This is a genomic window from Klebsiella sp. HMSC16A12, from assembly GCF_001808265.1.
GTDB classification, from domain to species: domain Bacteria; phylum Pseudomonadota; class Gammaproteobacteria; order Enterobacterales; family Enterobacteriaceae; genus Klebsiella; species Klebsiella pneumoniae.
This window is the reverse complement of record NZ_KV792616.1, coordinates 17311-29452: the sequence shown is the minus strand read 5'-3', so window position 1 is coordinate 29452 and position 12142 is coordinate 17311. Positions and strand designations below refer to the sequence as shown.

Annotated in this window: 9 protein-coding genes; 4 read left to right on the top strand and 5 right to left on the bottom strand. The window is 60.2% G+C overall.

All coding sequences use genetic code 11. The features are described 5' to 3' along the window. Window positions 1-63: 63 nt before the first annotated feature. Window positions 64-2211: a formate dehydrogenase H subunit alpha, selenocysteine-containing gene (locus HMPREF3140_RS14785; protein ID WP_012737173.1), complete on the bottom strand. Its 2148-nt coding sequence runs from the start codon at window positions 2209-2211 to the stop codon at window positions 64-66. Between the two features lie 272 nt (window positions 2212-2483). On the opposite strand from HMPREF3140_RS14785, the gene HMPREF3140_RS14770 reads away from it, so the two are divergent. From HMPREF3140_RS14770 to HMPREF3140_RS14760, 3 genes are all read left to right on the top strand, one after another. Then, window positions 2484-3212, top strand: coding sequence for a response regulator transcription factor (locus HMPREF3140_RS14770; RefSeq protein ID WP_002885152.1), 729 nt, complete (start codon window positions 2484-2486; stop codon window positions 3210-3212). An 85-nt stretch (window positions 3213-3297) separates the two neighbouring features. After that, window positions 3298-4056, top strand: a complete 759-nt coding sequence (locus HMPREF3140_RS14765; protein ID WP_004177809.1) for a type IV toxin-antitoxin system AbiEi family antitoxin — start codon at window positions 3298-3300, stop codon at window positions 4054-4056. 5 nt (window positions 4057-4061) lie between these two features. After that, entirely contained in the window at window positions 4062-4979 is a 918-nt protein-coding gene (locus HMPREF3140_RS14760) for a nucleotidyl transferase AbiEii/AbiGii toxin family protein (RefSeq protein WP_004146663.1), read from the top strand. A 124-nt stretch (window positions 4980-5103) separates the two neighbouring features. On the opposite strand, the gene HMPREF3140_RS14755 is transcribed toward HMPREF3140_RS14760, so the two are convergent. From HMPREF3140_RS14755 to HMPREF3140_RS14740, 4 genes are all read right to left on the bottom strand, one after another. Then, window positions 5104-6111 carry a carbohydrate kinase family protein gene (locus HMPREF3140_RS14755; protein ID WP_004178300.1) on the bottom strand — a complete coding sequence of 336 codons (1008 nt, stop codon included), beginning with the start codon at window positions 6109-6111 and terminating at the stop codon, window positions 5104-5106. Between the two features lie 74 nt (window positions 6112-6185). Continuing rightward, a complete protein-coding gene (locus HMPREF3140_RS14750) occupies window positions 6186-7127 on the bottom strand; it encodes an ABC transporter substrate-binding protein (RefSeq protein WP_032412780.1) in 942 nt (313 codons plus the stop codon). Between the two features lie 30 nt (window positions 7128-7157). Continuing rightward, a complete protein-coding gene (locus HMPREF3140_RS14745; RefSeq protein ID WP_002885172.1) occupies window positions 7158-8156 on the bottom strand; it encodes an ABC transporter permease subunit in 999 nt (332 codons plus the stop codon). Then, a complete protein-coding gene (locus HMPREF3140_RS14740) occupies window positions 8153-9673 on the bottom strand; it encodes a sugar ABC transporter ATP-binding protein (RefSeq protein ID WP_002885173.1) in 1521 nt (506 codons plus the stop codon). Before HMPREF3140_RS14740 ends, HMPREF3140_RS14745 begins: the two co-directional genes overlap by 4 nt. Before the next feature lie 179 nt (window positions 9674-9852). Between HMPREF3140_RS14740 and HMPREF3140_RS14735 the strand changes: the two genes are divergently transcribed. Continuing rightward, window positions 9853-12138, top strand: coding sequence for an ATP-binding protein (locus tag HMPREF3140_RS14735; protein ID WP_004151730.1), 2286 nt, complete (start codon window positions 9853-9855; stop codon window positions 12136-12138). The last annotated feature ends 4 nt before the right edge of the window (window positions 12139-12142 follow it).

The following is a 12142-nucleotide window of genomic DNA, read 5'->3' as shown; positions in this document are numbered from 1 at the left end:
CCGGGTGGCGGCTGCGCCTGACCCGGCCTACGCATCGCGCGAGCCGGGTCAGACCGCCGAACCTTAACCCATCGCGCTTTCGCGCAGGCGGGATTTCAGCTTGTTGTACTCGTCGATCACGTACTGTTCCGCGGCGCGCTGATCGGCAATCCGCTCAACGTTGACCGCGCAGTACTTGTACTCCGGCGTTTTGGTTATCGGACTCAGGTTCTCTGAGACCAGTTCGTTACAGGCGCCGATCCACCACTGGTAGGTCATGTACACCGCGCCTTTATTCGGCCGATCGCTGACCTGCGCGCGGGTGATGATGCGCCCCTTACGCGAATTGACCCATACCAGCTCTTCATCTTCAATGCCTAGCCGTTCGGCGTCGGCGGTGTTGATTTGCGCATAGCCTGGTTCATCCGCCAGCGCCGCCAGCGCCGCGCAGTTACCGGTCATTGAACGGCACGAGTAATGGCCGACCTCGCGCACCGTCGACAATACCATCGGGTACTCATCGGTAAGCTTATCGATCGGCGCGACCCAGTCGCAGGTGAAGAACTGCGCCAGTCCGTTCGGGGTATCGAACTTCTCTTTAAACAGATACGACGTTCCCTGATCGGCGTCGGACTCATCGCGGCACGGCCACATGACATAGCCGAGCTCACCCATTTTCTCGTAGGTGGCGCCGTAGAAGTCCGGGCACAGATGCCGCAACTCGTCCCAGATCTCCTGGGTGTTATTGTAATGCATCGGATAGCCCATCCGGGTGGCGATTTCGCTGATGATCTGCCAGTCGGTTTTCAGGTCCCACTTCGGCTCCACCGCTTTAAAGAAGCGCTGGAAGCCGCGGTCCGCTGCGGTATACACGCCTTCGTGCTCGCCCCACGAGGTGGACGGCAGGATGACGTCAGCCGCGGAGGCGGTTTTGGTCATGAAAATGTCCTGGACGATAACCAGTTCCAGATCGTCGAACGCTTTGCGGACCGCCGAGAGTTCGGCGTCGGTCTGCAGCGGATCCTCACCCATAATGTACGCCGCCCGCACTTCACCGTGCGCCGCGCGGTGCGGCAATTCGCTGATGCGATAGCCGGTATGCGCAGGCAGGCTTTCCACGCCCCAGGCTTTGGCGAATTTTTCGCGGTTCTCCGGGAACTTGACGTACTGATAGCCCGGATAGGTATCCGGTAGCGCACCCATATCGCAGGCGCCCTGAACGTTGTTCTGGCCGCGTACCGGGTTGACGCCGACGCTCGGCTTGCCGAGGTTGCCGGTGAGGATCGCGAGGCTGGTCAGCGACCGCACCGTCTCCACGCCCTGGTAGAACTGGGTGACGCCCATGCCCCACAGGATGGCGGCGGATTTGGCGCTGGCATACATCCGGGCGCAGGCGCGGATCTCCTGGGCGCTGACCCCGGTGATCTCCTCCACCGACTCCGGCGTATAGCCTTCAACGATTTTGCGATACTCCTCGAAGCCTTCGGAACGGCTGGCGACGAAGGATTTATCGTACAGATCCTCTTCAATAATCACGTGGCCAATGGCGTTGAGCAGCGCGATGTTCGAGCCGTTCTTCAGCGCAATGTGCATATCGGCGATGCGCGCGGTTTCAATTTTGCGCGGGTCGCAGACGATAATTTTCGCCCCGTTGCGTTTAGCGTTAATGACGTGATTCGCCACGATAGGGTGGGAATCCGCCGGGTTGTAACCGAAGATAAACACCAGATCGGTGTTATCAATCTCCGTGATGGCATTACTCATGGCGCCGTTACCGACCGACTGGTGCAGACCTGCAACCGAAGGGCCGTGTCAGACGCGAGCGCAGCAGTCGACGTTATTGGTACCAATAACGGCGCGCGCGAATTTTTGCATCACATAGTTGGTTTCATTACCGGTGCCGCGGGAGGAGCCGGTGGTTTGGATCGCATCCGGGCCATATTTGGCTTTAATGGCGCTGAGGCGGGTGGCGACGTAATCCAGCGCCTCGTCCCAGGAGACGGCTTCCAGCTTGCCGCCGCGTTGACGGCGGATCATGGGGGTTTTCAGGCGCGGCGTTAGGATCTGGGTATCGTTAATGAAGTCCCAGCCATAATAGCCCTTCAGGCACAGGGTTCCCTGGTTGGTTTTCCCCTGCGCCGCTTCAGCCCGAACGATTTTGCCGTTATCGACCACCAGGTTGATTTTGCAACCTGATGCGCAATACGGGCAAACCGTGACGACTTTTTTCATCGGTCTTGCTCCAGTTATTCAATGGGCGCGTTTGCGCTATCGCGCCGTCACTATGCATCTTCTATGCCATATTTTCATTGTGGGTATTCCTTGATGATACGCGGGTTTTTTGGGCGGAATGCTGACGAAAAACAGCCTGTCGACAGATTTGACGTGTCGATACCCTGGAGATGTGACGGCGCTTGAAAAAATGTCACCGGGAGAGGAATTTGTCGGCGCAGGCTTGCAGAATCGATCAGACTGACACTAATTCCCGGCGGGCAGAGGCAAAAATGAAACCAGTCATTTTAGTGGTGGATGATGACAGGGCAATGGGCGAGCTGCTCAGCGATGTGCTCGGCGCGCACGCGTTTGAAGTGCTTGTCAGCCAGACCGGCAACGACGCGCTGACGACGGTGGCGCAGCGGGCGGATATCGCGCTGGTCTTACTGGATATGATCCTGCCGGATACCCATGGCCTGCAGGTGCTCCAGCAGCTGCAGCGCACGCGGCCTGAGCTGCCGGTGGTGATGCTCTCCGGTCTGGGCAGTGAGTCTGATGTGGTGGTGGGCCTGGAGATGGGCGCCGATGATTACATCGCCAAACCGTTCAGCTCGCGGGTGGTGGTCGCCCGGGTGAAAGCGGTACTGCGACGCAGCGGGGCGCTGGCCGGCGAGGCGTCGGGCGCCGGTGCTGGCCTGACGTTTAACGGCTGGCGGCTGGATACCACGCGCTGTGAACTGTATAACCCGCAGCAGCAGGCGATCCCGCTGACCCAGGGAGAATATGGCCTGCTGCTGGCGCTGGCGCAGAACGCGCGCCGGGTATTGAATCGCGAACAGCTGCTGGCGCTGACCCATAACGAAAGCACCGAGGTATTCGACCGGACCATCGATGTGCTGATCATGCGCCTGCGGCGCAAAATTGAGCTCAACCCGCATCAGCCGACGTTGATTAAAACCCTGCGCGGTCTGGGCTATGTCTTTTCCGCCGACGTGACCCACAGCGAGAAGGCGGCGTAGGGCGGGTTTGCTGCCAACCCGCTGTTGACTTTATTTGGCGCAGGGAGTTTACTTTTTTTATTAAAGTGACACTCTGGGTTAATCTATGGCAACAAAATTAAACTGGCTGCTGCAAAACAGCGCTCCCGGAGATGTGATCCTTCAGTCCTGGTTAAGCCAGCATGCCATCTCTCCCTCTCTGGCCTTTAAATACGCGCAAAGTGGCTGGTTAAAAAAAAGAGGCAACGGCGTATATGCGCGTGCGGGACGTGAGCCGGAGTGGAACGATGCATTAGCATGTTTGCAAAATCAGCTTGCCGCTCCGGTGTATGTTGCGGGGCTCAGTAGCTTAGTCTGGCAGGGCCGTTCACACTATCTACAGCTAAAACAAAACCAGTGCTGGCTTAGTGTGGAAAATAAAGCGCTGCTGCCGAAATGGTTCAGGGAATTCCCGGGTGTGGAGTGGATAGTCATATCGGGGAAAAAACTGCCGGTGCTGGATGATAGATACCGTGTAACGCTTGATATAAAAGGGAAAAAACTCATCGGCAGTGCGCCAGAACTGGCTGCTTACGAGTTGCTGAGCGCGGTGCCGGGGACCCTCTCATTTAACCACGCTGCAGAGCTTTTCCAGGGGCTGGTTAATCTTAATCCTCGTAAAGTAGAGTATCTTCTTTCCGTCAGCCAGTCCGTGCAGGCCAAGCGTTTGTATCTCTTCTTCGCCAGTTTTTACGAGCATGGCTGGCTCAAACGAATCGATAGCCAAAAAATCGATCTGGGAGCGGGCAAGCGGCAAATCGTGGAAAATGGAAAGTTCAATGCTCAATACCAAATCACAGTGCCTGAACGCTTTCAAAAGGAATAAAAAATATGGATATACAGGCGCCTTATTATCGGCAGGTTGCTCTGCTAATGCAGGTTTTACCCTATGTTGCTGTCGAACGGGAATTTGCGCTGAAAGGTGGCACTGCCATCAATCTCTTTATCCGCGATTTCCCTCGATTATCGGTGGATATCGACCTCGCCTGGGTGCCCCTGGAAAGCAGAGCCATCGCTTTACCTCATATACGGGATGCGCTTGCACGTATTGCCGCCAATCTGCAACAACAGGCAGGTATGAGCGCTGTATTACAAGCTAATCGTTCAGATGAGATGCGTGTCATTGTTACTACCGATAGCGCGCAAATAAAGATAGAGGTTTCACCGGTCGCCCGGGGAACATTATATCCACCACAGGAGCGAGAAGTGGTGGGGGCGGTAGAGGACGTTTTTGGCTATGCCAGCCTTCCAGTGGTTTCGTTGCCTGACCTCTACGGTGGAAAATTATGCGCGGCGCTGGATCGCCAGCATCCCAGAGATTTTTATGACGTGAAATTACTTCTTGATGCGCAGGAGCTTGACCGTCCCATTTTCAATGGGTTTATCGCGTATTTACTGAGCCATAATCGGCCTCTGGCTGAAGTGCTGAATCCTCGCTGGAAAGATATTGCTGAACCTTTTTACCGTGAATTCAGCGGGATGACATTTGAGACGATAGCCCTGGAGGAACTGACAGCAGTCCCCAACAGGATGATTGCTGCGTTAAAATCCTGTTTCACACAACAGGATGTCGATTTTTTACTGTCATTTAAACGAGGCGAACCAGACTGGCGTTTAGCGCCGGAAATGCGTATTCAGGATTTGCCTGCCGTGCAGTGGAAATTGCGCAATATTCATCAGATGCCAGCGATAAAACGCGCTGAGTCATTAGATAAACTGGAAAAGGTGCTGGCCGAGTGGCGCAGTTAGTTACCTGGCCCGCCCTTGTTGAACTCAGCGTAAAACAGGCGTGATTTGAATAAACCGTATCCCTTTTCTCGCCATGACACGCCGTTCTCCTGTGGCATCGCCCTGATAGCGGGATCTACTCGATCTAAACATTCTGCAACTGAATAAACGCCTGCAGCTCAGGGAGCGTTTTGGCGCCGTCGATCGCATTGGCGGCCTGCAGGCTGGCGCGGGCGCAAGCGTGAGCCAGCTGCAGACTGGCGGTTAACGGCCAGCGTTCGTGGCTGCCGTACAGCAGGCCGGCGCAGAAGGCGTCCCCCGCGCCGACGCTGCCGATAATCTCCTCCGGCGGCAGCCGCCATGACGGTACCCAGCGCCCGGCTTCGGTACGGGAGACGCCCCATGCCCCCTCCGGACAATGGATCACTACCCGCTGGCGTACGCCGGCGTCAAGCAATGCGCTGGCGGCGCGGGCGATATTGGCGACGTGCGGCTCGCCGTTGGGTAGACGAATCTCCAGCCCGCTAAACTCGCTGGCTTCCAGTTCATTGATGGTCAGGTAGTCAAGATGCTTCAGCGCCGGCAGGACCAGCGGCCGGTAGCGCGGGTCGCCCTTGCGCGACACCAGATCGAGGGACACCTCATAGCCTCGCTCGCGCATCTGCGCCAGCAGTCGCGCGCTGCGGGTGCCGTACACTTCATCGGGGCGATCGAGGCTTTCGAGCAGCAGCAGATAGCCGAGATGGAAAATTTTCAGCGGCGCATCCAGCGGCTCAAAAGCCGGGAGATCAAGCAGGCGGTTGGCGCCGGGGGAGTGAAAGAAAGTGCGCTGGCCTTCGGCGTCGGTCATCACCTGGGTCATCGAGGTGGGGGCGGAGCTGGTGCGCTGTACGAGCTGGCGATTGATATGGTACTGATCGAGCATGGCGGTGATGTAGTCGCCATCGTTATCCTCGCCAATCAGGCCGACCGCCTGCAGCGGCAGCCCGGCGTGCATTTTGGCCAGGGTCAGCAGGACATTCAGCGGCGCGCCGCCGGTGGCGCGTTCGCTATGGACAATTTCCACCAGCCAGCCGCGCTCCGGCCACTGCCCGATCTGGTGGACATGATCGACCAGCATGTTGCCTGCGGCAATAATGCCTTTCCGTTCCATGATTGCTACTCCGCGCCGTCATATTCGTTAAGCGTAGCGCACAATCGGCGGAACGATTGTGCGCCTGGTTGCGCTTATTTCACGGTCCAGCCTTTGTAAGAGCTGACGTTATTTTTGTCGATCATCATCACCGGGATCAGTACCGGCGCGGTCGGCGCAGGTTTGCCCTGCAGGATGTCGTAGCCAATCTCCACCGCCTTCGCCGCCATCACCTGTGGGTCCTGCGCTGGGGTGGCGACGAACAGCGAGTTCTTACGCTTCAGCGCCTCTTCGCCGTCCGGGCTGCCGTCGACGCCGACGATGAAGAACTCGCTGCGCTGCGCCTGTTTCGCTGCCAGATCGGCACCAATCGCCGTCGGATCGTTGATCGCGAACACGCCGTCAATCTTCGGATTGGCCGCCAGCAGGGAGGTCATCACCTCCAGGCCGCCTTCCCGGCTGCCTTTGGCGTTCTGGTTGGCGGAGAGGATTTTAATGTCCGGGTGTTTTTTGAACTCCGTTTCGCAGCCTTCGACGCGGTTTTGTACGGCGGAGACCGGCGGCCCGTTGATGATCACCACGTTGCCTTTGTTGTTCAGGCGGTCGCTAATGTATTTACAGGCCAGCTCGCCCGCCTGGGTGTTATCGGAGGTGATGGTGGCGTCGGCCCCTTCGGCGGCGACGTCAACCGCCACCACCACGATCCCGGCCTCTTTGGCCCGCTTCACCGCCGGGCCAATGCCTTTCGAATCTGCGGCGTTGAGGATGATCATATCGACTTTGGCGGCGATAAAGTTATCGATCTGCACCACCTGCTGGCCCAGATCGTAGCCGCTGGAGACCAGCGTCACTTTGACGTTATCCCCCGCCAGCTTGCGGGCCTCCAGCTCCGCCCCTTTGGTGATCTGCACAAAGAACGGGTTGGCAAGGTCGCCCACCGTCACGCCAATCGCTTTCAGCTCTTTGGCCGACGCAAAAGGGGAGGCGGCCAGCAGCGCGCCAGCACACAGCGCGGTGACTATCGGTTTTAAACGCATTCGCTTTTCCTCGCAGGTAAGATGTTGTTGTTATGCACTTTGATGATGCCGGGTACGGTATTTGTCGATCAGCACCGCAATGATGATCACCGCCCCTTTGATCACCAGTTGCCAGAAGTAGGAGACCCCCATCAGGGTCATGCCGTTATTGAGGGTGGCGATAATTAGCGCCCCCACCAGTGTACCGGTGATGGTGCCGATACCGCCGACGAAGCTGGTGCCGCCGAGAATGACCGCGGCGATGGCGTCCAGCTCGTAGCCGACGCCGAGGTTGCCGTTGGCGCTGTACAGCCGCGAAGCGCTCATCACCCCGCCAAGGCCGGAGAGCAGGCCGCTCATGCCATAGACAAACAGCAGCACCAGCCAGACTTTGATGCCGGTCAGCCGCGCCGCCTGCATGTTGCCGCCCACCGCGTAGATATGCACCCCAAGGGTGGTGCGGCGCAGGATAAACCAGCACACCGCGATCACCGCCAGGGCGATGACTACCAGCCACGGCACCGGGCCGAGGTAGTCATTGCCGATCCACTCGAAGCTGATATCGGAGTTGATCACCGTGGTGCCGTCGGCCAGCAGATAGGCGGCGCCGCGCAGCGCCGTGTAGGTGCCGAGGGTGACGATAAACGGCGGTAGCCCGGCGAAGGCGACCAGCGCGCCGTTGAACAGGCCGAGCAGCAGGCCGAGCATCAGCGCCGCCGGAATCGACAGCAACGCAAACGCCGGGATCAGCGACACCACCATCGCGGCCACTGCGGTGGTGCCAAGGATGGAGCCGACGGAAAGGTCAATGCCGCCGGTGAGGATGATGAAGGTCATTCCCGCAGCCAGCACAATGTTGATCGAGGCCTGGCGGGTGATATTCAGCAGATTGCTTTCCGTGAAAAAGTTGGGGGCGATAAAGCCGAAAACGGCGACGATCAGGATGAGGATCGGCAGAATGCCGACGGTCTGCATCAGGTCGCCCATCAACATTTTTTTCGCCGAAGCGGATTTCGCGACCGGCGCGGAGGTCTCTTTCGGTATGCTCATAGTTGCCCTGCCTTAAGGTGAGAATCGGTCACGCCGGTGGCCAGCGTCATGATACTTTCCTGGCTAATATCACCGGCCTGTAGCTCGCCGGCGATAACGCCCTCGCGCATCACATAGACCCGGTCGCTCATGCCCACCACTTCGGGCAGCTCGCTGGAGATCATCAGAATGGCGACGCCCTGGCGCGCCATGTCGTTCATGATGCGGTAAATTTCGCTTTTCGCGCCGACGTCGACGCCGCGGGTGGGTTCATCGAGGATTAGAATGCGCGGGCCAATCGCCACCCAGCGCGAAATTAACAGCTTCTGCTGGTTGCCGCCGGACAGTCCGCCGGCGCGCACCTGGGCGTGCGGCACGCGGATGTTAAGCAACTGGATGGCGTCATCGGAGATGGTTTGCGCCTTCCGGCGGTTGAGCATCCCCCAGGTCGCGTCGCGCTCCAGCGTCGCCATGGTGATGTTTTCCTGGGCTGCCAGTTCGAGAAACAACCCCTGTTCTTTGCGGTTTTCGGTCAGAAAGCCGATCCCGAGGTCGATGGCTTCCCGCGGCGAGTGGATCACCACCGGCTCGCCGTCAATCTCAATCACCCCGGCGGTGGCTTTGCGCACCCCGAAGATCAGCTGCGCCAGTTCGGAACGCCCGGCGCCGACCAGCCCGGCGAGGCCGACGATTTCGCCGGCATGCACCACGAGGCTGCTGGGCTTAATCTTGCCGCCATCGGTCAGATCCTCGACCCGCAGGCGCGGCTGGCCGCGGGGAATGTCACGTTCTTTATTGAACAGATCGCTGAGCGGGCGGCCGACCATCATGCGTACCAGCTCCGGCGCGTTGAGCTTGTCGCGCACCAGGCTGCCGACATACTGCCCATCGCGCAGGACGCTGACCCGGTCGGAGAGCTCATATACTTCCGCCATGCGGTGGCTGATATAGATGATCGCCATCCCCTCATCGCGCAGGCGCAGGATGAGCTCGAACAGGCGCTGGGTTTCCCGCGAGGAGAGGGCGGCGGTGGGTTCATCCATCACCAGAATGCGGCTTTGACGGTGGAGCGCGCGGGCGATCTCCACCTGCTGCTGTTCGGCGATGGTCAGGGTCATCACCCGGTCGCTGGCTTTGAACTGGGCGCCGAGACGGTCGATCACCGCCTGCGCCTGGCTGAGCATGGCTTTGCGCTGCACCAGACCACCGCGCGCCAGCTCGCTGCCGAGGAAAATGTTTTCCGCGACGGTCAGGTTCGGCGCCAGCTGCATCTCCTGGTAGATCAACGTGATCCCGGCGGCCAGCGCGTCCTTGGGGCCGCGGATCGTTTGCGGTTTTCCGTCGATCAGGATCTCGCCGCTGGTGGCGGTATAGGCGCCGGCGAGGATCTTCATCAGCGTGCTTTTTCCGGCGCCGTTCTCCCCCATCAGGGCATGGATCTCGCCGGGCCAGACCGTCAGGTCGACGCCCTTCAGCGCGTAGAATTTGCCAAAAGCTTTGGCGATATGGCGCATTTCCAGTACCGGGGTGGCGGTCATCGCGGCGCTCCTGTCTGTAAGAACAATAGCTGCAGTCCACCACCGGAAAATAAATGCAGAATGTCAGAATCCATTCATATTTGTCATAGTGATAAATAGTTAACCGCGATCACAGTTACGCGGCGTCATTTTCTGCACCGTCACGCTTATCTGCCGACCGATCCTTCACCGGAGTTGTTATGACCGCTCGCCGACACCCGTTTTTCACCAGCGCCCGTGGCCGCCTGCTCTCCTTTAATCTGCTGATGGGCGTGGTCACCCTGTTGGTCAGCGGCGTGGCGGTGTTCGGCTTTCACCACGCCAGCCAGCTGCAGGAGCAGGTGCAGCGCCAGACTCTCAACGACATGCGCGGCAGTATGGATCTGGCGCGGGACACGGCGAATGTCGCCACGGCGGCGGTGCGCCTGTCGCAGGTGGTGGGGGCGCTGGAGTACAAAAGCGAAGCGGAACGGCTGCTGGCGACGCAGCAGGCGCTGAAGCACTCGCTGGCCCAGCTGGCGGCGGCCCCGCTGGCGCAGCAGGAGCAGGCGCGGGTGGCCAATATTATTCGCCGCAGCAACGCGCTGCAGCAGAGCGTGGCGGAGATGCTGGAGCGCGGCCAGCGCCGCCATCTGCAGCGCAATGCGCTGCTGAGTTCGCTTTACCAGAATCAGAGTAACCTGCGCCATCTCGCCGATCTTAACGATCGCGGCGGGGATAAGGCGATCGATCCGCGCCGGCTGGCCGAGATGGACCGGCTGATCGTGGCTGCGATCCATACCGTCACGCCGCGGTCGATCGTCCTGCAACTCGACCAGCTGCGCGGCGCCCTGCCGACACGCAGCGCCGATCCCGCGCTGGCGTTTGTCCTCCCTGATGTGACCCGCGAGCTGGCGACGCTGGCCCCGCTGTCGGCCCAGCTGGAGGAGAGCGACCTGACGATCAGCTGGTACATGTATCACATCAAAGCGCTGGTCGCGTTGCTTAACGAAGATATCAATCAGTACGTGACCCGGGTGGCGGAAGCCTCAGAGCAGCGGGCGGCGCAGAGCCATCGGGAGCTGCGCTCCATCAGTATGTTTATTCTGCTTTCCGCGCTGCTGGCGCTGGCGATCACCGGCTGCGCCGGGTGGTACATCTACCGTAATCTCGGCTCGAACCTGACCGCCATCTCGCGGGCGATGTCGCGGCTGGCTCAGGGAGAGCCGAACGTCTCGGTGCCGGCCCTGCAGCGGCGCGACGAGCTGGGGGAGCTGGCGCGGGCCTTTAACGTTTTCGCCCGCAATATGGCGTCGCTGGAGCACACCACCCGGCTGCTGAAAGAGAAGACCAACCAGATGGAGATCGATCGGATTAAGCGCCAGGAGCTGGAGGAGGCGCTGCTGCATAGTCAGAAGATGAAGGCCGTCGGCCAGCTGACCGGAGGTCTGGCGCATGACTTTAACAACCTGCTGGCGGTGATTATCGGCAGCCTTGAGCTGGTGGAGCCGGATGCGCGCGATGCGCCGCGCCTCTCCAGGGCGCTGAAGGCGGCGGAGCGTGGGGCGCTTCTGACCCAGCGGCTGCTGGCCTTTTCACGCAAGCAGGCGCTGCATCCCCAGGCGGTGGCGATGGCGCCGCTACTGGAGAACCTCAGCGAGCTGATGCGTCACTCCCTGCCGGCGACCTTAAGCCTGGAGATTGAGGCGCAGTCGCCGGCGTGGCCGGCATGGATAGACGTTGGCCAGCTGGAAAACGCCCTGATCAATCTGGTGATGAACGCCCGCGACGCCATGGCGGGGCGCGACGGGGTCATCAAAATACGTACCTGGAATCAGCGGGTCACCCGCAGCAGCGGCCAGCGGCAGGATATGGTGGCCCTGGAGGTGATCGATCATGGCAGCGGGATGTCGCAGGCGGTGAAAGCCCGGGTGTTTGAACCTTTCTTCACCACCAAAGCCACCGGCAGCGGCAGCGGCCTGGGGCTGTCGATGGTGTATGGCTTTGTGCGCCAGTCTGGCGGCCGGGTGGCGCTGGAGAGCGCGCCGGGGCAGGGGACGACGGTGCGGCTGCAGCTGCCGCGAGCGTTGACCGAGGTTGAGAAGGAGGTGGCGCCAGCGGTGGACGAGCCGCCCCCGGCGGGCGAGCGGCTGGCGCTGGTGCTGGAAGATGAAGAGGATGTCCGCCAGACGCTATGTGAACAGCTGCATCAGCTGGGCTGGCTGACGCTGGAAACCGCCAGCGGTGAAGAGGCGCTGCAGCTGCTGGAGGCCTCGCCGGATATTGCCCTGCTGATTAGCGATCTGATGCTGCCCGGCGCCCTGAGCGGCGCCGATGTGATCCATACCGCCCGACGCCGCTTTCCGGCGCTGCCGGTGCTACTGATCAGCGGCCAGGATTTGCGTCCAGCGCAGAACCCGGCCCTGCCGGAGGTTGAGTGGCTGCGTAAGCCGTTTACCCGCGCCCAGCTGGCGCAGGCGCTGAGCGCGGCGTACGCGAGGATTTGAGATT

What these genes read in the sequence shown, in the direction of transcription:
- HMPREF3140_RS14760 (WP_004146663.1), top strand. Translation starts at nt 4,062, where the DNA reads ATGGATATACAGGCGCCTTATTATCGGCAGGTTGCTCTGCTAATGCAG.
- HMPREF3140_RS14745 (WP_002885172.1), bottom strand. Translation starts at nt 8,156, where the DNA reads ATGAGCATACCGAAAGAGACCTCCGCGCCGGTCGCGAAATCCGCTTCG.
- HMPREF3140_RS14770 (WP_002885152.1), top strand. Translation starts at nt 2,484, where the DNA reads ATGAAACCAGTCATTTTAGTGGTGGATGATGACAGGGCAATGGGCGAG.
- HMPREF3140_RS14750 (WP_032412780.1), bottom strand. Translation starts at nt 7,127, where the DNA reads ATGCGTTTAAAACCGATAGTCACCGCGCTGTGTGCTGGCGCGCTGCTG.
- HMPREF3140_RS14735 (WP_004151730.1), top strand. Translation starts at nt 9,853, where the DNA reads ATGACCGCTCGCCGACACCCGTTTTTCACCAGCGCCCGTGGCCGCCTG.
- HMPREF3140_RS14740 (WP_002885173.1), bottom strand. Translation starts at nt 9,673, where the DNA reads ATGACCGCCACCCCGGTACTGGAAATGCGCCATATCGCCAAAGCTTTT.
- HMPREF3140_RS14755 (WP_004178300.1), bottom strand. Translation starts at nt 6,111, where the DNA reads ATGGAACGGAAAGGCATTATTGCCGCAGGCAACATGCTGGTCGATCAT.
- HMPREF3140_RS14765 (WP_004177809.1), top strand. Translation starts at nt 3,298, where the DNA reads ATGGCAACAAAATTAAACTGGCTGCTGCAAAACAGCGCTCCCGGAGAT.